General features: G+C 47.0%; 21 protein-coding genes. 16 read left to right on the top strand and 5 right to left on the bottom strand.

Translation table 11 applies throughout. The features are described from left to right. The first annotated feature begins 1 nt into the window (after window position 1). The 16 genes from BR63_RS08400 (at window position 2) to BR63_RS08325 (ending at window position 19234) form a co-directional block, all read left to right on the top strand. Window positions 2–1297, top strand: coding sequence for a dihydroorotase (locus tag BR63_RS08400; protein ID WP_034422004.1), 1296 nt, complete (start codon window positions 2–4; stop codon window positions 1295–1297). Continuing rightward, complete coding sequence (carA, locus tag BR63_RS08395) at window positions 1298–2398, top strand: glutamine-hydrolyzing carbamoyl-phosphate synthase small subunit (RefSeq protein ID WP_034422003.1); 1101 nt, start codon at window positions 1298–1300, stop codon at window positions 2396–2398. Further along, window positions 2391–5591, top strand: a complete 3201-nt coding sequence (carB, locus tag BR63_RS08390) for a carbamoyl-phosphate synthase large subunit (protein ID WP_034422002.1) — start codon at window positions 2391–2393, stop codon at window positions 5589–5591. The genes carA and carB overlap by 8 nt, the downstream gene beginning before the upstream one ends. Window positions 5592–5679: 88 nt before the next feature. Then, complete coding sequence (pyrF, locus tag BR63_RS08385; protein ID WP_034422001.1) at window positions 5680–6396, top strand: orotidine-5'-phosphate decarboxylase; 717 nt, start codon at window positions 5680–5682, stop codon at window positions 6394–6396. 24 nt (window positions 6397–6420) lie between these two features. Further along, the gene (gene pyrE / locus BR63_RS08380) at window positions 6421–6993 is read left to right on the top strand and encodes an orotate phosphoribosyltransferase (RefSeq protein WP_034422000.1); all 573 of its coding nucleotides are present in this window, start codon (window positions 6421–6423) and stop codon (window positions 6991–6993) included. Between the two features lie 102 nt (window positions 6994–7095). Continuing rightward, window positions 7096–8694, top strand: a complete 1599-nt coding sequence (locus BR63_RS08375; RefSeq protein WP_034421999.1) for a PucR family transcriptional regulator — start codon at window positions 7096–7098, stop codon at window positions 8692–8694. A 125-nt stretch (window positions 8695–8819) separates the two neighbouring features. Continuing rightward, on the top strand, window positions 8820–10118 hold the full coding sequence (locus tag BR63_RS08370) for a dihydroorotase (RefSeq protein ID WP_034421997.1): 1299 nt from the start codon (window positions 8820–8822) through the stop codon (window positions 10116–10118). After that, window positions 10091–10912, top strand: coding sequence for a dihydroorotate dehydrogenase electron transfer subunit (locus tag BR63_RS08365; protein ID WP_081908135.1), 822 nt, complete (start codon window positions 10091–10093; stop codon window positions 10910–10912). Before BR63_RS08370 ends, BR63_RS08365 begins: the two co-directional genes overlap by 28 nt. Next, window positions 10905–11819: a dihydroorotate dehydrogenase gene (locus tag BR63_RS08360; RefSeq protein ID WP_034421993.1), complete on the top strand. Its 915-nt coding sequence runs from the start codon at window positions 10905–10907 to the stop codon at window positions 11817–11819. Before BR63_RS08365 ends, BR63_RS08360 begins: the two co-directional genes overlap by 8 nt. A gap of 130 nt (window positions 11820–11949) precedes the next feature. Beyond that, the gene (locus BR63_RS08355; RefSeq protein ID WP_034421992.1) at window positions 11950–12999 is read left to right on the top strand and encodes a TRAP transporter substrate-binding protein; all 1050 of its coding nucleotides are present in this window, start codon (window positions 11950–11952) and stop codon (window positions 12997–12999) included. A gap of 105 nt (window positions 13000–13104) precedes the next feature. Continuing rightward, a complete protein-coding gene (locus tag BR63_RS08350) occupies window positions 13105–13575 on the top strand; it encodes a TRAP transporter small permease (protein ID WP_034421991.1) in 471 nt (156 codons plus the stop codon). 36 nt (window positions 13576–13611) lie between these two features. Beyond that, window positions 13612–14886, top strand: a complete 1275-nt coding sequence (locus BR63_RS08345; protein WP_034421990.1) for a TRAP transporter large permease — start codon at window positions 13612–13614, stop codon at window positions 14884–14886. A gap of 238 nt (window positions 14887–15124) precedes the next feature. Further along, window positions 15125–16498 (top strand): ATP-binding protein, encoded by a 1374-nt coding sequence (locus tag BR63_RS08340; RefSeq protein WP_051965688.1) that lies wholly within the window; start codon window positions 15125–15127, stop codon window positions 16496–16498. Between the two features lie 227 nt (window positions 16499–16725). Continuing rightward, window positions 16726–17700, top strand: coding sequence for a tRNA modification radical SAM protein MnmL/YtqA (gene mnmL / locus BR63_RS08335; protein ID WP_034421989.1), 975 nt, complete (start codon window positions 16726–16728; stop codon window positions 17698–17700). A 112-nt stretch (window positions 17701–17812) separates the two neighbouring features. Further along, a complete protein-coding gene (locus BR63_RS08330) occupies window positions 17813–18478 on the top strand; it encodes a tetratricopeptide repeat protein (protein WP_081908134.1) in 666 nt (221 codons plus the stop codon). A 168-nt stretch (window positions 18479–18646) separates the two neighbouring features. Further along, on the top strand, window positions 18647–19234 hold the full coding sequence (locus BR63_RS08325) for a cob(I)yrinic acid a,c-diamide adenosyltransferase (protein ID WP_034421986.1): 588 nt from the start codon (window positions 18647–18649) through the stop codon (window positions 19232–19234). Window positions 19235–19604: 370 nt separating this feature from the next. Here BR63_RS08325 and BR63_RS08320 read toward each other — a convergent pair whose 3' ends face one another. The 5 genes from BR63_RS08320 to BR63_RS08300 form a co-directional block, all read right to left on the bottom strand. Next, window positions 19605–20819, bottom strand: a complete 1215-nt coding sequence (locus tag BR63_RS08320) for an iron-containing alcohol dehydrogenase (protein WP_034422029.1) — start codon at window positions 20817–20819, stop codon at window positions 19605–19607. A 155-nt stretch (window positions 20820–20974) separates the two neighbouring features. Next, complete coding sequence (locus tag BR63_RS08315; protein WP_153802073.1) at window positions 20975–21148, bottom strand: hypothetical protein; 174 nt, start codon at window positions 21146–21148, stop codon at window positions 20975–20977. A gap of 157 nt (window positions 21149–21305) precedes the next feature. Beyond that, the gene (locus BR63_RS08310; RefSeq protein ID WP_034421984.1) at window positions 21306–23249 is read right to left on the bottom strand and encodes a TRAP transporter permease; all 1944 of its coding nucleotides are present in this window, start codon (window positions 23247–23249) and stop codon (window positions 21306–21308) included. Further along, a complete protein-coding gene (locus BR63_RS08305; protein ID WP_161781874.1) occupies window positions 23228–23686 on the bottom strand; it encodes a DUF1850 domain-containing protein in 459 nt (152 codons plus the stop codon). The genes BR63_RS08310 and BR63_RS08305 overlap by 22 nt, the downstream gene beginning before the upstream one ends. A 116-nt stretch (window positions 23687–23802) precedes the next feature. Then, window positions 23803–24753 carry a TAXI family TRAP transporter solute-binding subunit gene (locus BR63_RS08300; protein WP_034421981.1) on the bottom strand — a complete coding sequence of 317 codons (951 nt, stop codon included), beginning with the start codon at window positions 24751–24753 and terminating at the stop codon, window positions 23803–23805. Window positions 24754–24761 lie beyond the last annotated feature (8 nt).

The following is a 24761-nucleotide window of genomic DNA, read 5'->3' as shown; positions in this document are numbered from 1 at the left end:
GATGAAATACATCTTGAAAGGCGGACTGGTCATAGATCCCAGGTCCGGTCTGGAAAAAATCCTGGATCTTTTGATAGAGAACGGCAGGATAGTTGAAATGTCTTCTGAGTTGCAGGAGAAAAATGTGGAAACCATAGATGTAACGGGAAAAATCGTGGCTCCCGGCTTTATTGACCTTCATGTACACCTGCGGGAACCCGGCGGGGAAGCCCATGAAACCATATTGACCGGCTGCCAGGCCGCTGTGGCCGGTGGTTTTACCACCATCACCGCCATGCCCAACACCAAACCCTGTGCCGATAATGAGGGTGTGGTTGAACTAATTAAAGCCAGGGCGGAAAAGGCAGGCCTCTCTAGAGTGCTGCCCCTGGGTACGGTGAGCAAAGGGCAGCAGGGCCAGGAAATTGCGGAAATCGGCAGCTTATACCGGGCCGGAGCCGTGGGTATTTCCGACGACGGCGAGCCTGTGACCAACAGTGAGGTGATGCGCCGGGCCTTGGAATACTGCAAACTCTTTGACATACCCGTTATTTCCCACAGCGAAGACCATTACCTTACAGCCGAGGGTTTAATGCATGAAGGTTACTGGTCCACGGTGCTTGGACTCAAGGGAATTCCCCCTCAAGCCGAAGAAATCATGGTGGCCCGGGATATTCTCCTGGCCGAGCTCACCGGTGGCCGGCTCCACCTGGCCCATCTCAGCACGGCGGGCAGCGTGGAACTCCTCAGGTTTGCCAAAGAGCGAGGAATCAAGGTTACGGCAGAGGTAACTCCTCACCATCTCTGCTTAACCGATGAAGAGGTGAAGACCTACAACACCAGTACTAAAGTAAGCCCGCCCCTGCGCAGTCCCGAGCACTTAACTGCTGTGCGCCAGGCCCTTAAGGAGGGGGTTATTGAATGTGTGGCCACGGACCACGCGCCCTGGGCCAGTGAAGATAAGGAACAGGAATTTGCCAAGGCACCTAACGGTATCTCGGGATTAGAAACAGCAGTGCCCATGTGCTGGGATGCCCTGGTGGTGTCAGGTTTGATGAAACCCCGGGAATTAATAGCCAGGTTTACCACGGGGCCGGCAAAAATCCTGAAATTAGACAGGGGGTATCTGGCACCCGGTGCTGTGGCAGATATTACGGTAATTGACCCCGACTTAAAGAAAAAAGTTGTGGCTAAAGATTTTTACTCCAAGGGCAAGAACAGCCCGGTAGACGGGAAAACTTACCAGGGCTGGCCTGTAATGACCATCGTGGATGGGAAGATTGTGATGGAGGACGGTAAAGTAAAGGAGGGCAGATAATTGAAAGCTTATCTATGTTTGGCAGACGGGAGAATCTTTGAAGGCAAGTCCATTGGCCTGGTAGGAGAAACTGCAGGTGAAGTGGTTTTCAATACCAGCATGACAGGTTACCAGGAAATCTTAACGGACCCTTCTTATGCAGGGCAGATTATTGTTTTAACCTACCCCCTTATCGGCAACTACGGGGTAAACCGGGAGGATGAAGAATCCCCCAGGTCCCAGGCCAGGGGTTTGGTGATCAAGGAATTATGCAACCAGCCCAGTAACTTTCGTTCCGAACAGAATCTCCACCGCTACCTGGTCTCCCAAAATATTGTGGGAATCAAAGATGTGGACACAAGGGCCCTGACCAAACACCTGAGACAGGCTGGAACCATGCTGGGCATTATCAGCACCGAGTCAACACCCGAAGAACTGGTGGAGAAGGCCAGGAGGCTGGAACCTGTCACAGGGCCTCATCTGGTAAAGGGTGTTACGACTAAAGAGAGTTATACCCTGCCTGGGGGAGAGTACCCAGTGGTTGTGGTGGACTACGGTGCTAAGGGCAATATTATAAAAGCTTTACAGCATTTGAACTGCCAGGTCACGGTAGTACCTGCCACGGTTACGGCAGAGGAAATCCTGGCCAGGAAACCCTGGGGTGTGGTTTTGTCTAACGGGCCCGGTGATCCCCAGGATGTAGATTATACCCTGCCCATGATCAGAGGAGTCCTGGATGCCGGAATACCGGTTATGGGTATCTGTCTGGGCCACCAGCTCCTGGGCCTGGCCCTGGGCGGCACCACATATAAATTAAAATTCGGCCACCGGGGCGGCAACCACCCGGTCAAAGACCTGATCACCAACCGGGTCCACATTACTTCTCAGAATCACGGGTATGCCCTGGCTAAGGAAAGCCTGGACGGTAAAGAAATAGAAATAACCCATATCAATCTCCATGACCAGACGGTGGAGGGTTTAAGACATAAAACGAAACCGGCCTTCTCCGTACAGTTTCACCCCGAGGCATGTCCTGGTCCCCAGGATACAGCAGAACTCTTTGGCCGTTTTCTGGAAATGGTGAAGGAATACGGGCGGGAAAGGAGTGTTAGTCATGCCTAAGGCAGCAGGATTGCAAAAAGTCCTGGTCATTGGTTCCGGTCCCATTGTCATCGGGCAGGCGGCAGAATTTGACTATGCCGGTACCCAGGCCTGCCGGGCCTTAAAAGAAGAAGGTATCGAGGTGGTTCTGGTCAATTCCAACCCGGCCACCATCATGACCGATGCCCATATGGCTTCCCGGGTCTACCTTGAACCCCTGACGGAAGATGTCCTGGAAGAGATTATTAAAAAAGAAAAACCCCAGGGTCTCCTGGCTACCCTGGGGGGGCAGGTGGGGTTAAACATGGCCTTAAAGCTTGCCAAGAAAGGGGTTCTGGAAAGGGAAGGCGTCAGGCTCCTGGGTACACCCTTAAGTGCCATTGAAAAGGCGGAAGACCGGGAAATGTTCAAAGCCACCATGGGTGAAATCCATGAACCTGTTCCTGAGAGCGCCATTGTGGGCAGTGTGGAAGAAGCCGTGATCTTCGCCGGGCAAATCGGCTATCCTGTCATCGTGCGGCCCGGATATACCCTGGGCGGCACCGGGGGCGGTGTGGCGGAAAATGAGGAACAGCTTACGGACATCGCCATGAAGGGCTTAAAATACAGTCTGAACCGCCAGTTGTTAATTGAACGGAGTGTGGCGGGCTGGAAGGAAATTGAGTTTGAAGTCATGCGGGATTCTCATGATAACTGTATTACCATATGTTCCATGGAAAACGTTGACCCTGTGGGTATTCATACAGGAGACAGTATTGTGGTAGCACCTACCCAGACCCTTTCTGACCGGGATTACCAGATGCTGAGGAGTGCAGCCTTAAAGATCATCAGAGCCCTGGGGATAGAGGGCGGCTGCAATATCCAGTACGCCCTGGACCCCCACAGCAGTAAATATTACGTGATTGAAGTCAATCCCCGGGTCAGCCGTTCCAGTGCTTTGGCTTCCAAAGCTACGGGATACCCCATCGCCAAAGTGGCGGCCAAGATTGCTCTGGGCTATACCCTGGATGAAATCGCCAACAGTGTTACAGGTAATACTTCAGCCTGTTTCGAACCGGCTCTGGATTATGTAGTCGTAAAAATACCCCGCTGGCCCTTTGATAAGTTTACTACAGCCAGGAGAACCCTGGGCTCCCAGATGAAAGCCACGGGTGAGGTCATGGCTCTGGGCAGGAATTTTGCTTCGGCCCTCTTAAAGGCCATCCGTTCCCTGGAGATGAACTTTGTAGGCCTCCTGGTACCCCAATTTCAGAAGTTTACCTGGAGAGAGCTCCAGGAAAAAATGCAACAGGCCGATGATGAACGGCTTTTTGTAGTGGCGGAGAGTTTACGGCGCGGCGTCTCCGTGGAACAACTTCACCATCTCACGGGGATAGATTTATTCTTCCTGGAAAACCTGGCCCATATCGTGGAGATTGAAATGACCCTGACCCAGAAGAAAGAGTGGAGCCGCGAGGACTGGCTTACTGCCAAAAAATACGGTTTTAGCGACTACCAGTTGGCCTATCTCCTGGGTAAAAGGGAAAAGGAAATTCGCCGGGAGAGGCTGGCCCTGGGCGTGAAAGCGGGTTTTCGCATGGTGGATACCTGTGCCGGTGAATTTGCTGCCACCACACCTTATTATTACTCCAGCTATGGCGAGGAAAATGAACTGGAACCCTCTGAAAAAAAGAAAGTGGTGGTCTTAGGTTCAGGACCTATCCGTATCGGACAGGGCATCGAGTTTGATTATTGTTCGGTCCATTCCTCCTGGGCCTTAAAAGAAAGGGACATTGAAGCCATTGTGATTAATAACAATCCGGAAACGGTCAGTACCGACCCCGATACTTCCGACCGTCTCTTCTTCGAACCCCTGACCCTGGAAAACGTTTTGAACGTCATCGAGGCGGAAGAACCAGCCGGTGTCATCGTCCAGTTCGGCGGGCAGACAGCCATCAACCTGGCCAAACCCCTGGCTCAGGCCGGAATCACCATCCTGGGCACCAGTGTGGAGGACATTGACCGTGCCGAGGACAGGGAGAAATTTGATGCCCTCCTGGAGGAGCTAGGCATCCCCCGGCCTCAGGGCAGCATGGCCCACAGCCAGCATGAAGCCAGGGCCATTGCCGCTAAGCTGGGTTTCCCGGTTCTGGTTCGCCCCTCTTATGTACTGGGAGGAAGGGCTATGGAGATAGTCCATACCGAAGAAGACCTCACTAATTACCTGGCCGAGGCCGTGCGCATCTCCCCGGAACATCCTGTCCTGGTAGACCGTTATCTGGTGGGAAAAGAAGTGGAAGTCGACGCTATCTGCGACGGGGAGAGGGTGCTCATACCCGGTATCATGGAGCATTTGGAAAGAGCCGGGGTCCATTCAGGAGACAGTATTGCCATTTACCCACCTCAAACTTTAAATGAGGATTTAAGACAAAGACTGGTCCAATATACGGAAAAGTTAGCATTAGGACTTAGGATAAAAGGCCTGGTCAACATCCAGTTTGTCATTCAGGGAGATGAGATTTATGTTCTGGAAGTGAATCCCCGGGCCAGCCGGACAGTGCCTTTCTTGAGTAAAGTCACAGGGATTCCCATGGTGAAGCTGGCTACCAGGATTATGCTGGGCGAGACCCTGGAGATCATGGGTTATGGTGGGGGATTATGGCCCGCGCCTGAACTGGTAGCTATTAAAATGCCCGTTTTCTCCTTTAACAAGCTTTCCGGTGTGGAAACATCCCTGGGACCGGAAATGAAATCTACCGGTGAAGTTATGGGACTGGCCGACGAATTCACTTTAGCCCTCACCAAGGCCTTCCTGGGGGCAGGCTATCAGATTCCTGAGGAAGGGGACATACTGGCTACTGTAGCTGATAAGGATAAGAGGGAAGCCTTGCCTGTCTTACGGGAGTTCAGCGAATTAGGCTTTACTATCTGGGCTACCGCAGGTACGGCCAAATTATTAAGAGAGCATAACATCCCGGTCCGTGAGGTGGCCAAGATTAACCAGGGCAAACCGGATGTAGTGGACTTAATCCGGGGAGGTAAGCTGGGCTTTGTGATTAACACTTTAACCAAAGGAAAAGAACCCCAGCGTGACGGTTTCCAGATTCGCCGGGCAGCCGTGGAGTTTAACATTCCCTGCCTTACTTCCCTGGACACTTGTACGGGACTTCTTAAAGTAATTAAGGAAAGAAAGGGACGGGGATTAGGGGTTAAAGCCCTGCAGGAGTATGTATAGACGGCTTCCCGCAACAGTTTTCAGAATGAAGTGTTAGTCAACAGCAATAATTACAGGTTTCATAGGGATAGCCTGAAAGGAGGAAAACATGAAGAATACTGATAAAAGGCTTATTGTGGCTCTGGATTTTCCCACATGGGGGGAAGCGGAAAAACTGGTAAATCAGGTACCGGAAGTTATGTTTTATAAGGTTGGCCTGGAACTATATTTGGCCAGCCGCGGTGAGGCTGTTGTTAAGCTGCGGGAGATGGGAAAAGAAGTTTTTTTAGATTTAAAATTTCATGATATACCCAATACTGTTGCCCAGGCTTCTCGCCAGGCAGTGGCTCAGGGAGCGACTATATTCGATGTGCATGCGGCGGGCGGTCGGGAAATGCTGAGTAAAGCCGCTCAGGCCGTACAGGAGCAGGCAGAATTTCTTCAGGTAAGGAAACCCCTGCTCCTGGCTATTACAGTTTTGACAAGCATGGATGAGGAAGATCTGAAGGATATTGGTTTGCCGGATTTACGCCGGACTGTAAGGGCTTGGGCCAAATTAGCCCAGGAATCAGGTCTGGACGGGGTAGTAGCGTCTCCCCAGGAGATTAGTCTCATCCGGGAAACCTGTGGCCCTGATTTTAAAATTCTTTGTCCAGGTGTGCGGCCTTCCTGGGCCGAGGCAGGGGATCAGAAGCGTATTCTTACCCCTCGTAAGGCCATTGAATTAGGTGCTGATTATATTGTAGTGGGGAGGCCCATTACCCAGGCCCAGGATCCACGGTTGGCAGCCCTTAGAATCATTGAGGAACTAAGCACTGTTTCCTAAACCATATAGAAAGGATGATAGGTTATGTTAGATTCCACCCAGGTATTAGAGATGCTCAAAAGTGTTGGTGCTTTTAAAGAAGGACATTTTAAGTTTAGCTCCGGTCTCCATGGTGATACTTATGTTCAGTGCGCTCTTTTACTTAAAGAACCAGATTTATCGGAAAAAGTATGCAGAGTTATCGCCGAACATTTTCGCAAAGATAAACCTGATATAGTTATCGGCCCTGCTTTGGGAGGGGTCATTGTTGCCTATGAGGTTGCCAGACATCTGGGAGTTCCCGGCATTTTTACCGAAAGGGAGAACGGTGTAACGACCTTAAGGAGAATGTTTACTATAGAACCTGGGCAAAGAGTTTTAGTTGTTGAGGATGTTATCACGACAGGAAAATCTTCCCAGGAAGTTATTGACCTGGTAGAAGGATTTGGCGCCCATGTCATAGGTGTGGGATCCATTGTGGACCGGAGTAATGGTTTGGCTAAAATTTCAGTTCCCTACTATTCCCTTTTGGAAATAAAAATGAATAACTATGATCCTGAGGAATGCCCTTTGTGCAAAAAAGGCTTACCTTTATATAAACCGGGAAGCAGGAAATAAGTGCGGTTTTTTTATAGAGTAAAAGGCCGAAGTAAAACACGATGGATTATTTAATGTCACGCAGTATGTTAAAATAATGACAACAGAGGAAGGGGGGAGAGCATGGGGATAACTGTAAAGGAGGCGCTGAAAATTGGCGGCTTGCGCACGGCCAAAGTTTTGGCAGGCCATGGGGGTATAGACAGGGAAATTAAATCTGTGACAGTTATGGAAGTACCTGATATTGTCCAATGGCTCAAGGGGAATGAATTAATCCTTACCAGTGGTTTTGCCGTTTCCAAAAATGAAGAAGATCGCATCCGGCTAATTCAAGATCTAGCCAAAAAAGGCATTGCCGGCCTGGTGGTCAAAGCAAAGCGTTTTCTCGATACTATCCCCCCGGAGATGTTGGAAACGGCCAATGAATATGCTTTACCCATCATTGAGATGGAACAACAGATTCCCTATCTTGAAGTTATTAACCCCATTATGACCGAAATTATCAACAGGGAGACTGCCCGGCTTTTACAGTTTGAAATGATTCACCGTAAACTTTCAGAAGTAATATTTTCCGGCGGCGGCCTGTATGAATCATTATATGTCCTGGCAGGAGTGTTTAATAATCCTGTAGCTGTTGTGGACAGGAAGTTAAAAGTACTTGGGGAGAGTCCTGAAAATTGGTTGAATTCGGCGCTGCTCAGGGACATTATTCAGAAAACGACAAATCCTTTAGAAATAGTAATTCCTCGAGAGGCTTTACCCTATTATGTTTTTCCCCTTATTCTCGAAGGTGTGGTAGAAGGATACCTTATTGTGGGGCAGGAAAACAATCCTATAGAACGTAATGCTTTGCTTTCTGTAGAAAGTTCTCTTCCCCTTTTAGCTGTTGATTTACTCCGGCGTAAAGCCGTTGACCAGGTAGAGAAAAGCTTTCGTAATGATTTTATTGAAGATTTGTTGTTAGGGCATATCAAAACAGAAAGTGTTGCCCAACGACGTGCCCATTTTTTGGGTTTACCGGAGAAAGGAAGTTTTTTGATTCTTGTTTTGCACTGTTCTCCTAAAATTGAGCCAAACCAGGCAGAAAATTTTCGTTACCGGTATTATGAAGAGTTGCAACTGAATTTGAAGCCGCTAGGTTATTCCGTAGTAGCCATGACAGACAGTAGAAACCTTGTGGTACTGCTTAATCTACCTCAGACAGAAAGCCAAAATGTGTTTAATCTCCTGCCTAAGTTTCATCAGGAGCTCAAGGTTAAATCCTCCTGCCCGTTGTCACTGGGTGTGGGAGATGTCTTCCATGCGCTTACCGATGCCCGTAAGAGTTTTTTGGAAGCTTCTGAAGCCCTGGAGTTTGGACGAAAAGTCTGGGGAGAGGGTTCTTGCACGTTATTCTCAGAGATAGGTGTCTATCGTCTCCTTTGTTCCTTTCCTTCTCATGAGGAATTAAAAAAATTCATCCCCAGGGGTCTTAATGATTTAGTGGATTACGATAGAGCACATAAAACGGATTTGGTAAAAACCCTGGAATGTTACTTGCGAAACGGAGGGAATGCCAAAAAGACGGCTTCTGAGCTTTTTATCCACTATAAGACATTGCAGTATCGTTTGGAGAGAATCAGTGAAATTGCCTGTACTGATTTGGAGGCAGGAGAACGCAGGCTTGATCTGCATTTAGGATTAAAAATACTGGATCTTTTAGCTAAACAGGGAAGCTGTTGATTGCTTCCTTTTTTTATTTAGCACTTTGGGATAAATAGAGACTTTAATTTTCCTCAAAATTTGCAAAGGGCTTTTAACCTTTACCGGCGAAATGAGCTGTAGATTGATATTGTACGGCATGGGGGATGATAACTACGAAGACATTGATTAAGGGTGGTCGTGTTCTGGATCCGGCCAGTGGTTTTGATAGGATTACCGATGTTTTAGTGATGGGAAAAACTGTTGTGGCTGTGGGCAATAATTTACCGGAAGGAGAAATAGTTGTTGACGCCAGGGGGAAAATAGTTGTACCCGGTTTGATCGACATTCATGTTCACCTGCGTGATCCCGGCTTGACCTACAAAGAGGACTTAATATCAGGCACTAGGGCTGCAGCCCATGGGGGATTTACAAGCATTGCCTGTATGCCCAATACCATTCCGGTCTTGGATACTTCCGAACAGGTTAGGAATCTGGTGAAAAGGGCCCGTCAGGAGGCCTTAGTGAACGTCTTTCCAGTGGCGGCTGTTACCCAGGGCTCCGAAGGCAGAATTCTTACTGATTTTCAGGCCTTAAGAGATGCTGGGGCGGTTGCTCTTTCCGATGACGGAAAAGTTATACAGAATTCGGAGCTGATGTATCGCGCCCTTTTAAAAGGGAAAGATCTGGGATTACCCATAAGTCAACATGCAGAGGACAGCTATCTTTCCGCCAACACTGTCGTCAATGAAGGGACAGTCTCAGCAAAGTTAGGCGTGAAGGGTGACCCAGCCATCTCGGAAGGTCTAATTGTAGGACGCGATATTGAATTGGCAGCTTGTACAGAAGGGCATGTTCACATCGGGCATATCAGTACAGCCAGGGCTGTGGCCATGGTACGGCAGGCCAAAGCTATGGGCATTCGTGTAACCGCGGAAGTAACGCCCCACCACCTGCTTTTAACGGAGGAAGATGTCCTAAAGATAGGGGTTAATGGCAAAATGAGGCCTCCCCTCAGAAAAAGGGAGGATGTGGAGGAATTAAGAAGAGCGCTGGCTGATGGTACGATTGATGTCATAGCTTCGGACCATGCACCCCATGCTTTGTCAGAAAAAGAAATTGACATTACTTATGCTGCCAATGGGATTGTGGGTTTGGAGACGGCAGTGGGGTTAATTTTAACGTTTTTGGTACATCCCGGGCTTTTAAAATTAGCAGATGCTATCGCCGCCTGGACCTATAAACCAGCACAAATTTTTAACCTTTATGGGAAAGGACGTATAAATGCCGGGTATGATGCGGACATTACCATTATTGATCTGCATAAAAAATGGAAAGTAGATGTGGATGAGTTCTACTCCAAAGGGAAAAATACCCCCTTTAACGGTTGGGAGCTGACAGGTAAGCCTGTACTGACCATGGTGGGTGGAAAAATAGTATGGTCAGAAGAGGGAGGGATTTGTTGATGGTTTATTCGCTTAAAACACGTATTTTAGAAAATAAAAAAATTTTGCCGGATTTTTATGAGATGGTCCTCTCTGCTCCCGCTATCGCAGCGGAGGCTGTCCCCGGACAGTTTCTTATGGTAAAAACGTCACCAACCTTGGTCCCCTTTTTACGGAGGCCCATCAGTTTAAGCAGGATCAATGCTGAGGAAGGAACTATTACTCTGGTCTATCAGGTGGTGGGCAGTGGCACTAAGCTTATGACCGTAATGACTCCCGGCAGCGAAATCGAAGTGGTAGGTCCTTTGGGCAAGGGGTTTACCTGGTCGGTGAAGGATAAAGTGGTGGCTATTGTAGGAGGCGGCTGCGGTATAGCTCCTCTGGTTGCCTTAACTGAGGAGTTGCTTAAAGCAGGGAAGGAAGTTTATGCCCTTCTAGGAGCTCAGAGCAGAGATAAATTACTAAGTGATAAGTATTTTATTGAATTGGGTGCCAAAGTCATGATTGCTACTGATGATGGATCCTTTGGGCGTAAAGGCTTTGTTACCCAGCTTTTAGAAGAAGTAATCAATACTACCAGATTGGATCAGGTCTATTGCTGTGGGCCCTTACCCATGACAAAAGCTGTAGTAAAGCTGACCAAGGAAGCGCTGGTCCCTTGTCAGGTTTCTTTGGAGGAGCGAATGGGCTGTGGTGTCGGGGCCTGTCTGGGCTGCGTTTGTAAAGTGAGAAGTGAAGAGGGTTCCCTTACATACAAAAAGGTCTGCCACGATGGTCCGGTATTTACCAGCAGTGAGGTGATTTTTGATGATTAATCTAGCAGTGGAAGTTGCTGGCATTAAAGTTAAGAATCCGGTGATGACGGCTTCGGGAACCTTTGGCTTTGGCCGGGAGTACAGCAAATTTTATAACCTGAGCCTTTTGGGGGCGATTATGGTTAAAGGCACAACGCTGGAACCGAGGCTGGGGAATCCACCTCCCCGTCTTGCGGAGACCCCTGCCGGCTTGTTGAACTGTATTGGTTTACAAAATCCCGGAGTCGATGCTGTGATTAAAGAAGAAATCCCCTGGCTCTCCCAGTATGATGTTCCCATTATTGTTAACATTTCCGGACATTCTTTGGAGGAATATGGAGAAATAGCCCTAAGGCTCGATGGGGTTGCTGGAGTGGCAGGACTGGAAATTAATATTTCTTGTCCCAACGTTAAACATGGTGGTCTGGCCTTCGGTACTGAACCCCAAATGGCGGCAGATGTCATCAGAACAGTCAAGGATAAAAGCAAGCTTCCCATTATTGCCAAACTTTCGCCAAATGTAACTGATATTACAGAAATCGCCAAAGCTGTTGAAGCTGCCGGTGCAGATGCAATCTCACTTATTAATACGCTCTTAGGTATGGCTATTGACATTAAGACAAGAAGACCGGTTTTGTCTAATATTGTCGGTGGCCTTTCCGGGCCGGCCGTAAAGCCCGTTGCCGTTAGAATGGTGTGGCAGGTAGCCAGAGCTGTAAAAATTCCCATCATCGGCATGGGAGGAATTGTAAGCGCCGAGGACGCTATCGAATTCCTCCTGGCGGGGGCCAGTGCCGTTGCCGTTGGTGCAGGAAATTTTTATGATCCCCTGGCTCCTCTGAAGGTGATTGAGGGTATCAAAGCATGGTTAGAGCAGGAGAAGATTGCAGACATTCGGGAATTGATAGGAGCAGTGAAAATTTGTTAAGCATACTTTTCAGGCGATGGGGCCTTTTAACGAAGAGGTTAGAAATATGGGTAAAGGGGTGAGAAACTTTTGCGGGAAAAATGATGGAAAATCAGAGTCTCATTAAAAGAGAAAAGGGAGGAGAAATAAGATGAAAAAACGTTTTTTAATTTTTTTAGGGATTATGTTATTGAGCATGAGTTTAGTTTTGACCGGATGTGGCGGGGCGAAAGACAGCGGAACCAAACCTGCTGACCAGAAACCTGCCGAAAAGTACATTATACGGTTGGGGCTCAACCAGCCTACCAGCAGCCCGGAGTACAAAGGACTGGAAATCTTTAAACAAAAGTTGGAGCAGGAATCAGGGGGCAGGCTTCAGGTCCAGTTATTTCCCTCTATGCAGCTCGGTTCCATGAGAGAACAGGCTGAAGCCGTACAAATCGGCTCTAATGAAATGACCTTACAGCCAGTTTCAGTAATGACACCCTTTACCCCCACTGTGCAAATAGTGGACTTACCTTGTCTCTTTCCCAGTGTGGACGTTTTTTTTAAAGTGATGGAAGACGGGGTTGGCAGCAAAATACTTGATACCATGAAAGAAAAGGGCTTGGTCGGTCTGGGGTTCTGGAACGGCGGTGCTAAACACTTTACTACGAAGAATAAAGAGATTCACAAGCCTGAAGATTTTAAAGGTGTAAAAATGCGGGTTATGCCTTCGCCGTTGTTAATTGCACAATATGAAGCCTGGGGAGCAAGCCCCATTCCTATAGAGTATGCCGAACTTTATAATGCTTTACAGCAAGGGGTTGTTGATGGCCAGGAAAATCCTGTACAAACCATTGCTTTGAATAAATTTTATGAAGTACAAAATACCATGATTTTAAGCGGTCATGGGTACATGACCTACATACTTGTAGCCAATAAGGCCTGGTTTGAAAAATTGCCTGCCGATTTACAGCAGTTAATCATTAAAGTCAATGCAGAAGCAAGTAAAGAAGGACGTAAACTGGTTGCTGACAGTGAAGCAAAATACTTGGAAGATATTAAAAAATCTGGAATCAAGATCTATGAATTAAAACCCGAAGAGAAAAAGCTTTTTGCTAAGGCAAGCCAGCCAGTTCACGAGAAATTTACCAAAACTGAGCTGGAGAAAGCTCTCTTGAAAGAAATTTATGAAAAGGTGGAAAAGTATTCTAAATAATTAATTACCTGTGCATAGCTTAGTTAGGATAACTGTCTTTAATTAAGCTATGCATAATTTTCATAACTGCTGTAAAACTTGTAAGGTTAGGAAAGGAATGACCGTATGGAGAAACGGAATTTTAGCTATTTTGACCAGTTGGAAGAATGGTTCTGTGGTTTAGCCTTATTCTCCACCACAATTATTCTTTTTATTAATGTGGTGCTGCGTTATGTTTTTCGCTCCAGTACTACCTGGGCCGAAGAGCTAATCCGTTACATCATGGTTTGGATTGCCTTTATCGGAGGCAGCATCTGTGTACGTAAAAATTTGCATGTAGCCATCGACTTCTTTCTTTATTTTATAGGTCCGAAAGGAAAAAGGATAATGGCTATACTCGTTAATCTGGTTTGTTTCGTCTTTTCTGCCATGATGGTGAGACTCGGCTGGCAACTGGTATCCTTTACCATGAGCAAAAACCAGGTTGCACCGGCTTTGGGTATCCCCATGTATTTACCTTACCTGGCTCTGCCTCTTGGTTTTATCCTCATGACCATCAGGTTTGGGCAAAACATTTATAAACAAGTAAGGTCTTAATGTACTTCCATTTGAACCGGGAAAGAAGGGATTAGTTTGACAATTGCGTTAATCATACTCCTGTTAATCTTTTTGGTTACGAGTGTCCCAATTTTTGTGGCCTTAACCTTTTCTACGCTTTTGGTTATGATGTTCTACACCAATATTCCTCCCCTGATGATGGTACAGCGTCTCTTTGGTGGAATTGACAAATTTGCCCTGATGTCTATGCCTTTTTTTATCCTGGCCGCCGATGTCATGGATGTGGGGGGGCTTTCCAAGCGGATTTTGCGCTGGGCCAGGGCCATCATAGGCAGTGTAACTGGAGGCTTAGGAATGGCCACTGAACTGGCCTGTATGTTCTTTGGCGCCCTTTCCGGGTCCAGTCCCGCCACCGTTATTGCCGTAGGTAAACTGATGTATCCCGAAATGATTAAACAAAAATACCCGCAAGGCTTTGCAGCCGGTCTTATCACCTCTTCCGGTTCAGTAGCCTTACTTATACCTCCCAGTATTACCATGATTATTTATGCCACAGTTACAGGAGTTTCGGTGGGTTCTCTTTTTATTGCCGGAATTGGAGCCGGAATAGTCTACGGGCTAATGAGTATGGCCTACATTTATTTCTATGCCCGCAGGCACCAGCTGCCCCGGGACCAATGGGCCGGGTTTGGTGAAATTTGGGCGGCCAGTAAGGAGGCAAGCTGGGCTCTTATGGTACCGGTGATTATTATGGGTGGTATTTACGGCGGAATTTTTACACCCACGGAAGCGGCCGGTTTTTCTGCTATCTATGCCATTTTTGTCAGTATCTTTGTTTACAGGGAGCTTGACTTACAAGGGTTTTTTAAAGTGTGTATAAAATCTGCTACCACAAGTGCCCAGGTTCTGGTGCTGGTGGCTGCTGCTCAGGCCTTCGGCTGGTTTTTAACCATTGCCCAGGTTCCTCAAATGATCATGACTAAGTTAATTACTTATGCCTCTTCCCCCATTATTTTGCTGATGATTATTAACATCGTTTTGCTGATTGCAGGTATGTTTGTGGAGGGAATAGCTTCAATTATTATTCTGACACCACTAATTTATCCCGTTGCTGTCCAGATGGGCATTGACCCTGTTCACCTGGGGATCGTGATTGTTACCAACCTTTGTATTGGTCAATTCACACCTCCCTTTGGTCTGAACCTCTTTGTAGCTACGGGGGTTACTGGTCTCCCCATGACGAAACTGATTCCAGGGGTTATGGCTTTTATAATTGTAAGTATTATTGCTCTTCTCATCATAACCTATATACCGGGCATCTCTTTATTCCTGCCAAAACTTGTGTACTAAAAGAGGCTGATTACTAAAACTCTTTTTATGAGTTCCATGCTTGGTGGATTGATAGCATTGGCTCCTGTACTGTTATGGAAAACTATGCATACGGTTTGGCTTGTAGACCCTGAGGTGGGTATTGCTATCGTGCAGGGTGTAGTTGGGTTATAGAAAAAGGGTAAGAGTTGTGTTATAATACAAATCAAATCCACAAAAACTGTTTGCAATAGATTTTGCTTAATAGTAGGGGGATATCATGAATAATTATCTCAAAGATGTACGCCAGTCAGCTTTTTCATTAGTTTATTATCGCAATATTCTACAAGATCGCTTGCTTGTTTTGTATCTGGATATTGTTTCTTTACTCCTGGAAAAAGAATTAACTGATCTTAAAAAAGAGGAGTTGCAGAATAAATATTACGAATTACTTTCAGCCCTTCTGGACAAGGGCGGGAAGATAGTTACTACCGGTCATGATTTGTGGCGGGATTACGTAGTCAACCTTATTCTCTACAGTGAAAATGCTTTTACTGAGAAGGCAGGAGCTGAATCCTATCAGCAGATGGCACCGGTTTTTCACCAATTGGTGCAGCATGACCTGCGCAGTTTACAGCAACTGGCATGCCTCGGCGGCAGGGAATTGCGGGAACTTGTTGGAGAGAAGTTAGGTAATGTTGCTAGAGAGATACTTTCCTGGGAAGGTATAAAGTATGGGGAGAAAAGTAATGCTGCTCCCACTCCCATAACCTCTTTATTGGAGGCCTTTCAGGCAAGTGCAGACTGGGGTATGCTGGCTCCCACCCTGGCTGAGTTTTATTACAACCATGGCGTGGGCCAGTTTGCCAAATATCATTTCTTCCGCTGGGTTGTGAATAATGGGACGGGCCGCCTGGAAGGTGTGGAAGAACCCGATAAAATTCGCCTGGAGCAGCTATATGAATACAGAAAGGAACAGGAAAAGGTGATACAAAACACTGAGTATTTCCTGGCCGGTTTTCCCGCCAACAATGTGCTTCTATACGGCGACCGGGGGACCGGTAAGTCCTCAACCGTAAAAGCATTAATTAACAAGTATGGTGTGAGAGGTTTACGCCTGGTAGAACTGCAAAAACAGGATATGAAATACTTTCCCGAGGTCTTGAAAATTTTACGGAAAAAACCCCAGCACTTTATCATCTTTATTGATGACCTTTCCTTTGAGGACAATGAGAATGAATACCGTGAACTAAAAGCCCTGCTGGAAGGCGGTGTGGAGGCTAAGCCGCAAAATGTGGTGATTTATGCCACTTCCAACCGCCGCCATCTGGTTAAAGAAAGGTTTAGCGACAAGGAGATTACCGGCTATGACGGGGATGAAGTCAGGCGCATGGATACTATTCAGGAAAAGCTGTCCCTGGCTGATCGTTTCGGTATAACCTTAACCTTTATCAGCCCTGACCAGAAACGGTATCTCAAGATTGTAGAGCACATGGTCAAAGAAAGAAAACTGGAAATCAGCGTGCAGGAACTGGAACGCCGGGCCCTGCAGTGGGAGATTAACGGCAACGGCCGCTCACCGCGCACGGCTAAACAGTTTGTGGATTTCTTGGAAGGCCAGTTGGGTCTCTTAAAGGGCGCGAATATTTCCTAAATAAGAGTGTCAAAAAGGGGGTGCCTATTGTGCGGCATTCCCTTTTACCATATATGATAGTACGCCAGAACTTTGGCAAATCCCTTTCCCGCTGGTTATTTCCGTAAAATAAAAATAAAGAATTGTCATTTAGTGTGCTATGAGGGAGAGATTTTGTCAAGTAACACTGGATAATGTAAAATAAGAATAGAGTATAACATTAATACATTAGGAACGGAGCTTTGAAAATGGCTGAGTCCCGAAATTTATACAGGAGTTATGCAGAACACTTGCAGGAGAAATATGGAGAGAAAATCTATAAACTGCCTGTGAATCTTCCCGGTACCTGTCCCAACCGTGATGGTACCGTAGGATACGGAGGGTGTATTTTCTGCGACGAAGCAGGCGCAGGCTTTGAATGCCTGCCTAATACTCTTTCTATTTCCAGGCAGATTGCACAAAATAAAGAGTTTTTCAAGAAACGTTTTAATGCCAAAAAGTTCATCGCTTATTTTCAGGCTTTTACTAATACCTATCTGGGATTGGAGGATTTTAAAGCCAATATGCTGACCGCCTCCCAGGAAGAGGACCTGGTGGGTATTTCTATCTCGACGCGCCCCGATTGCATTAACGAGGACTATTTGGCTGTTCTCAGTGATCTTCAGAAAGAAAGGCCCCTTGATATCAATATCGAACTGGGACTGCAGACAGTCAATTATCGTACCCTGAAAAAGATAAACCGGGGCCATACCCTGGCCGAATTTGTTGACGCCGTCTTAAGAATCAAAAAGTATGGTTTCCCTATCTGTGTACACTTAATCCTTAACCTCCCATGGGATGATGAGTTTGATGTCATTGAAAATGCCAAGCTGCTTTCAGCTTTAGAAATTGAGTATGTCAAGCTGCATTCTCTTTATATTGTCAAGGATACGGTCCTGGGCCGCATGTATGCGCAAGGGGAGTTTACAATCATCAGCCTGGAGGAATATGTAGAAAGGGTTATTCTATTTTTGGAATATCTTTCTCCCGAAATTGTTATCCAAAGGCTGGTGGGCAAAGGGCCCCAGGGTAATATGTACTTCTGCAACTGGGACACCAGCTGGTGGAAAATTAAAGCCTTGATTGAAGAGGAGATGCGGGAGATGGGTTCCTTTCAGGGAAAAAAATTTAATTATTTAAACGGCAGTGCCTTAAGAAATACAGTTTTGGCAAAGAGGATATAACAAAAAACCGGCGAATTTATCATATACATTAAACGACGGAAACTGATATATTAAGGAGGAATATAGTTTCCTGTTTGTAATAAGAAATAAGCTTCGGGAGAGAGGGGAGTTTATGATGGGAAGTTATCAGCCTTGGGATGATACTTGGCGCCAGCAGATTGTTTATATCACCATACCTTATCAGGTTGAGGCTCCTGTAGAGATGCCCTCCGATTTCTCCTGCCCCATGTTTTTGGGAGCCATCGCCCAGGGAGTTAAAGGGGAAATGTTTTGGCAGGCAGCAGCGGGAGCCATGGTTTATGTGATAGGGCACGAGCCGGGACATCCTCAGGTTTCTATGTATGTCCATTGGCTGAATTCATATAATCCGTCCTTAGCCAAGGAGTTGAATTACGACGGAGCCGGCCAGGCTTCTAAGGGTGAATTGGAGAATGCCATCTGGCTTTTACAGGCAGCAGTCCTGCTCCAGCCCGAAGAAGCGTCGGCCCATTATAACCTGGGGCTGGCTTTTTATGAACTGGGTTTGAAGCTGCGTAAGCAGGGGAAAATGACAGAAGGTGACGAATGCTTAAAAAGTGCCGGCCAATATTTAAAAAATACCCTGGAACTGGACCCTAATTATGGCCTGGCCTACTATAATCTGGGATTTGTGTATAAAAGCCTGGGATTAACGGGCGAGAGTGAAAAATATCTGCAAAAAGGGATTATACTAGGCCTGGAAAAATTACCACGTCAGGAAAATGATAAGTATCCGTCTTCGGGAAAAGCAGGAATATGAAAAGAAGAGAGGACGTAAAGCTATGCGCTGTATGTCCTTTTTATCTATATTAAACGAATATATCGTCTCAGATAAACCATAAAACTCCGAAAAAGTTTTCCGGAAAATGCGGTGAAACTGTGAGATTACGGTAAAATAAAATTAGATAGATTAAAAGGAGGGTTTTTTGTGGCGTTCAAAGGATATGTACAAGTCTATACAGGTGACGGCAAAGGGAAAACCACAGCGGCCATCGGCTTAACCATTCGTGCCCTGGGAGCGGGTAAAAAAGTTTTATTCCTGCAGTTTATGAAAGCGAAGGTTTACAGCGAGCATAAGATTTTACCGGGTATTTCTCCTAACCTGACCTTGGAAACCATGGGTAAACCCTTTTTTGTAGTAAAAGAAGGGAGTATGCCGGAAGAGGAACTGGCCAAGTGGCGTGATAAAGTTGTTATCTTTTCCCCGGGACAACCGCCCAGGGAGTATGTAGAACTGATGGAAAAAGGGATTAAGATGGCGAAGGAGGCCTTAACCAGCGGGGAATATCAACTGGTGGTCTTGGATGAGCTTAACGTGGCTTTACATTTTGGCCTGGTGACCTGGGAACAGGTGGAAGACTTAATTGACAGCAAGAGAGATGATGTGGAACTGGTGCTAACGGGGCGGGGGGCCACTCCAGAGCTAATTGAAAAGGCTGACCTGGTCACGGAAATGAAGGAAATTAAACATTACTATACAAAAGGTGTAGAGGCCAGGATGGGGATAGAAAATTAACAGGAAACATAAAAAGAGTATGCCATTAAAGCATACTCTTTTTAAATATATCGGAAAGTATAAGTTTTGGGAGCCGGGAAGTTCCCTTTTTGTGCGACAGGCAGTCGCACCAACTCTAGGCACAGTCTAGGGCACCTGCGTGCCTCAATAGACGCACTATTCCCCGACAAACAGGACAAGATTCTACTTCCGGGAAGTCGTTTGATTTACCTAGGTTTATATATTCATCGAGAAATAAGTTAAAGTCCCATATTAATACCAAAAAAATCACCCCGAAACGTTTTGCTAAAATATTAGCAAAATATTGGGGTGTGGAAAACATAGTTACGTCGTTTTATTTTAAAAAATTTCCTCTGGTTTTGGATTTAAGCTATTTGCTCATGGGATGGAGCGATTCTTCATATATCCGCCTTATTACCTCCTCGGTGGCCTTTACGGGTGAAAGTGAAAGCAGCAACCCCAGGGACGGGGTCGTCATGGCCAGTTCGACCAGCATCGGGATGTCCTTTTCGGTAAATCCGAAGTCCGCCAGCTTTTTGGTGCACCCCACGGTAAAGAGCCATTCTTCTACCTTCCTGGCCGCGTACTCTGCCTCGCCGGGCAGACCTTTCAGCTCAGGCACTATCGGGTTGTAAATATCGGCCAGCACTTCGGCTGCCACAGGGTAGATGGTCTTGATTATGGCAGGTAGCAGCGCGCCCAGTCCTAGGCCGTGAGGCAATTCCGGCTTTACGGCGCTTAAAGGATGCTCCAGAGCGTGGGTGAGGTGCAGGAGGCCGTTGTCGAAAGAGATACCGGCCAGGGCCGAAGCATACAGTAGATAGTAGCGGGCTATCAGGTTGTCGGGCTCATTTATTGCAACCGGCAGGTAGCGGGCGATGAGCCTTACCGTCTCTTTTGCGGTTAAAATGCTGTAAGGGGATGCGGCAAGGGTCGTTGAGGACTCGGTAATGTGGTTCAGGGCATCCACTGTGACGGCCACAGTCTGGATCCCATCCAGTTTTGTCATGAGCTCGGGGTCATCGATGGCGAAAAGGGGATAAATGCAGTCGTAAGCAATGGCGGGCTTGTAGTTCTTTTCTGGGATTGTGGCCACCGCGAACCTGTCGACCTCCGTGCCGGTGCCGTGGGTGAGGTTTATGGCTATGATGGGGACTGCCTTTTCAGGGATGAATTTCTGCTCGTAGAGGTCCCTTCCCGTTCTGTCTTTGTACTCTAATAGGATTGCCACTCCTTTGGCGGTATCTATTGGGCTCCCGCCACCTATGCCTATCACTGCCCGGGCACCCATTTGGCGGCCCATCGCCGCGGCTTCGTCGATCATGTCAACCGTGGGGTTAGGGCCAACCCTGTCATAAATTGCATACTCGAGACCTGCTTTTTCAAGGGCCGGTTTGACCACATCCCATGCACCGCTGGTCTTATACGAGTTTTTGCCGGTGATGAGAAATACCCTTGAGATACCCATACTCTTAAGCACATCTAGGATGTCACCGATTTTGTTTATGGCTCCTATTCCTAAATAGGTGGTATTCTTGCAGCGGAGTTCGAATACCTTGAACGGATTGATTTTAGCTTCCCACATGATCATCTTAACCTCCGGTTTGTGAAAATTGTAACATGTTACTTGCCCAGATGGTACCATACTTTCTTCGCCCTGTAAAGTAGAACTTTTGTTATTGTGATTATTCTATGATAATGCACTTGTGATTATTCTATGATAATGTCACTTGTATAAACTCACAGAGTAAAATGAAGACCGCTGACAAAGGTACTTTCCTCCGGCTCATGATGCCTGATGTGGGAAAAAGCTCTCTCAGGCTCGGGTTCGCTATGCAAGACAATGAGGGGACTCCCAGCCCCACCCGGGGTACACGCCCTCACCACATCGCCTTCGATCGCTCTCTTGAACAAAGGCTTTAAATCCCCTCCGGCAAATACCTTTGTCGTATACTTTGTTAACAATCTAAGACCTGGTTTTCACCAGGTCTTCACAGCTTATGCCTATCTCATTACCCGACAGAATTAACATAAGTCGGTAGTCGGACGTCGGTTATCGGATATCGTTAAGTTAAGCACGGGCTTTCTTTTGCGCCAATTCTTTTTTCTTCTGTATGAGATAGCCAATTACCAGGATTGCTGCACCTATAATGTCTGTATAGGTACCCGGCGTTACCAGCATGATCCCGCCAACAAAGAACGCAATGCGCTCAATAAATGATAGGTTGGTGAGTAAAAAACCGGCAACCCCCGCACTGACACCGATAATGCCGATGACGGAAGTAATGGTAATCTGGACCATTTCCCAGGCGTGTACATCAATCATCAGCAGGGCCGGGTTATAAACAAAGATATAGGGTACCAGGAAGGCTGCGATAGCCAGTTTGGAGGCGTTAAAGCCTGTTCTTAGCGGGTCGGCCTTGGCAATCCCCGCTCCGGCAAAGGCAGCCAGCGCTACCGGTGGCGTAACGTCGGCGATAATACCGAAATAGAAGGCAAACATGTGGGCCGCCAGGACAGGCACGCCGATGAGGACAAGGGCGGGAGCAGCTATGGTGGAAGTTATGACGTAGTTGGCTGTGGTGGGTACACCCATCCCCAGGATGATGGAGGTAATCATGGTAAAGAAGAGGGTGAGAAGTAATTGTCCTTGAGCCAGGTCCACCAGAGTAGTACCCAGTTTCAGACCCAGACCGGTCATGGTTACTACTCCAATGATGATACCGGCACAGGCAGTGGCGGCCAGGACTCCCAGCACACCCCTGGCTCCTTGCTCCAGGCCCTCAATTATATCCACTAGACCAATCCGGGTGTTCTTTTTAAGCATAGAGACACCGATTGATAACACGATGGCGTAAAGAGCCGCCTTCATAGGCGTAAACCCGGAAACCAGCAAGTAGATGATAGCCAATAGGGGAACGATCAAATGTCCTCTTTCCACCACCAGGCTTTTAAACTTGGGAAGCTCGTCACGGTTCAAGCCTCGCAGGCCCAAACGCCTGGCTTCCAGGTGAACGCCGGTCCAGACACCAAAATAATAAAGGAGGGCCGGGATAACGGCAGCGGCGATTATCGTAACATAGGGAGTTTGGGTAAACTCTGACATCAGGAAGGCAGCGGCCCCCATAATGGGGGGCATCAGCTGGCCACCGGTAGAGGCAGTTGCTTCTACGGCGCCGGCAAATTCCGGTTTGTACCCTAACTTTTTCATCATGGGGATGGTAAAACTGCCAGTTCCCACAACGTTAGCCACGGAGCTACCGGAAACAGTACCCATGAGTCCGCTGGAAAGTACGGCTACCTTTGCGGGACCGCCGGAAGCCCAACCGGCAATGGCATTGGCAATGTCGATAAAGAATTGTCCCATACCCGTCTTCTCCAGGTAGGCCCCAAATAAGATGAAAAGGAAGATAAAGGTAGAAGAGACACCGATGGGAATACCAAAGATGCCTTCAGTGGTATAGAAAAGATGCTGTACCAGTGTATCCAGGTCTGCTCCCCTGTGGGCCAGTTCCCCCGGGATATAAGGGCCCAGGAGCGCATAGGCAATGAAGAGGAGGGCAATGGTCACCATAGGCCACCCGACCACACGGCGGGCCGCTTCAATGACGAGTACCACTGCTAATAAACCTACCATAAAATCAAGGGTGGTTACTGTTCCTGCCCTGGACACCAGGTCCTGGTAAAACACGACGATATACATGGGCACTGCGGCCCCCAGCACGGAAAAAATCATATCCACCGGATGGACGCTATGCCGGGGCCAGCTTTTCTTGGCCGGATACAAAAGGAAAATCAGGCAGAAACCAAAGGCGATATGGACAGATCTCTGGATCATCGCATCTAAAACGCCAAACACTGCCGTATAAATTTGAAAAAGCGAAAAGGTTATGGCAATGGCGGATACGAGTTTTGCCCCGAAACCCGTCAATTTCCGGTAGTCAGATTCTTTATCATATTTTTTAAGAATTTCTTCGCTGTTGTCGACGCTTTCTAATTTGAGGTTGTCAGCCATTTTTTCGCCCCTTTATCTACGTAATTAATGTTTTTTAAGACCAATTTTTGCTTGGCCCTGATTTCCAGGAGACTTTCCGGTTTTGCAAAAGCCAGCAGGGGATATGTTGCATTATCTATTTGAATAGCGTGGTCAGGTATTGGCGAAACCCTGATAGGAATAGCTTGTAAGGTCCGGTCGAAGCGTAAAACAAATTGCCCGTTTTCGTTGGTAAAGACACCGCCTTCATCGGTAAAAGGCATACCTACTCCCAGGGAAGAGTAGCGTACTTCTTTTAAAATGAAGCGGTTATCCTTACTAATGATAAAAGTTTCATAGACAGGGGTTTTATGCACCGAGTGTGTGTAAATCAAGGTAAACTCTTTTCCGGGTACAGAAAGTTCCTTTTCTATTTTGTGTTCCACATCGCGAATCGTCAATACTGTATCTTTTTCCATCCCCCAAAGCATCAACAATACAGCCGGGATAAACGCTGCGAGAAAAATTTTTACCAGGTGTCTTTTCATAAAATCTGAGCATTGGATTGCTCCAATGCTCAGTTTCCCCCTTCAGACTATTTCTTTTGCTCGTTAAAGAACTTTTCTGCACCAGGATGGAGTTTAATCCCCATACCTTTTTTACCGGTTTCCGGTTTGATGAGAGCGCCTTTGGCATGGGCTGCTTTTAATCTTTCTTGATTTTCATACATAGTTTTAATGAGGCTGTATGCTGTTTTCTCATCCATTTTGGAACTTACAGCCAGCATAGCCATAACGGCGACGCCTTTCACTTCTGTGGTCTGGTCTTTATAAGTGTTGGCGGGGATAGTATCTTTGGCATAGAAAGGATATTTTTGGATGAGTTTATCGGCAGTAGCATCATCAACAGGGATTAAAACAATTTTATGCTGAGCGGCGATGTCGGAGATAGCGGCGGTGGGATAACCGGCGGTTACGAAGGCGGCGTCGATGTTACCGTCCTTCAGGTTGTTGGCTGCTTCACCGAAGGAGAGGTACTGCACAGTGATATCGTTATAAGTAATACCGGCGGCTTCAAGAATTTGACGGGCATTGGCTTCTGTACCGCTTCCGGCAGCGCCTACGGCGATTTTCTTACCTTTGAGATCAGCTAAAGTGTTAATCCCTTTGTCAGCCCTGGTTACGATTTGGATATTTTCGGGATACAGGGTAGCAAAACCTCTGATTTCTTCATACTTCTTGTCTTTAAAGGATTCTGTCCCGTTAGCGGCATAGTAAGCGATGTCGTTTTGTACAAAAATAACTTCTACTTTACCGTCTCTTAAGAGGTTAACGTTGGCTACAGAGGCACCGGTACTTTGCGCAGTAGCATTCATACCTTTAATATTTTTGTTCCAGATATCAGCCAAAGCTCCACCTAAGGGGAAATAAGTACCTGTGGTTCCACCGGTAGCGATGTTTACAAATTTTTTACTTTCACCGCAACCGGTTGCCAGTGCTGCAAACATGAAAACACATAAGACAAGAGCAACAACTTTTTTGTTCATCTTTTTAC

Source organism: Thermanaerosceptrum fracticalcis (assembly GCF_000746025.2).
GTDB lineage: Bacteria > Bacillota > Peptococcia > DRI-13 > DRI-13 > Thermanaerosceptrum > Thermanaerosceptrum fracticalcis.
The sequence above is the reverse complement of the archived record's forward strand: the minus strand, read 5'-3'. Positions and strand labels throughout refer to the sequence as shown.

Bases quoted from the DNA above. Each gene is read 5' to 3' on its own strand.
- BR63_RS08400 (WP_034422004.1), top strand. From the start codon at position 2: ATGAAATACATCTTGAAAGGCGGACTGGTCATAGATCCCAGGTCCGGT.
- carB (WP_034422002.1), top strand. From the start codon at position 2,391: ATGCCTAAGGCAGCAGGATTGCAAAAAGTCCTGGTCATTGGTTCCGGT.
- pyrF (WP_034422001.1), top strand. From the start codon at position 5,680: ATGAAGAATACTGATAAAAGGCTTATTGTGGCTCTGGATTTTCCCACA.
- pyrE (WP_034422000.1), top strand. From the start codon at position 6,421: ATGTTAGATTCCACCCAGGTATTAGAGATGCTCAAAAGTGTTGGTGCT.
- BR63_RS08375 (WP_034421999.1), top strand. From the start codon at position 7,096: ATGGGGATAACTGTAAAGGAGGCGCTGAAAATTGGCGGCTTGCGCACG.
- BR63_RS08370 (WP_034421997.1), top strand. From the start codon at position 8,820: ATGATAACTACGAAGACATTGATTAAGGGTGGTCGTGTTCTGGATCCG.
- BR63_RS08365 (WP_081908135.1), top strand. From the start codon at position 10,091: ATGGTCAGAAGAGGGAGGGATTTGTTGATGGTTTATTCGCTTAAAACA.
- BR63_RS08360 (WP_034421993.1), top strand. From the start codon at position 10,905: ATGATTAATCTAGCAGTGGAAGTTGCTGGCATTAAAGTTAAGAATCCG.
- BR63_RS08355 (WP_034421992.1), top strand. From the start codon at position 11,950: ATGAAAAAACGTTTTTTAATTTTTTTAGGGATTATGTTATTGAGCATG.
- BR63_RS08350 (WP_034421991.1), top strand. From the start codon at position 13,105: ATGGAGAAACGGAATTTTAGCTATTTTGACCAGTTGGAAGAATGGTTC.
- BR63_RS08340 (WP_051965688.1), top strand. From the start codon at position 15,125: ATGAATAATTATCTCAAAGATGTACGCCAGTCAGCTTTTTCATTAGTT.
- mnmL (WP_034421989.1), top strand. From the start codon at position 16,726: ATGGCTGAGTCCCGAAATTTATACAGGAGTTATGCAGAACACTTGCAG.
- BR63_RS08330 (WP_081908134.1), top strand. From the start codon at position 17,813: ATGATGGGAAGTTATCAGCCTTGGGATGATACTTGGCGCCAGCAGATT.
- BR63_RS08320 (WP_034422029.1), bottom strand. From the start codon at position 20,819: ATGTGGGAAGCTAAAATCAATCCGTTCAAGGTATTCGAACTCCGCTGC.
- BR63_RS08310 (WP_034421984.1), bottom strand. From the start codon at position 23,249: ATGGCTGACAACCTCAAATTAGAAAGCGTCGACAACAGCGAAGAAATT.
- BR63_RS08305 (WP_161781874.1), bottom strand. From the start codon at position 23,686: ATGGAAAAAGATACAGTATTGACGATTCGCGATGTGGAACACAAAATA.
- BR63_RS08300 (WP_034421981.1), bottom strand. From the start codon at position 24,753: ATGAACAAAAAAGTTGTTGCTCTTGTCTTATGTGTTTTCATGTTTGCA.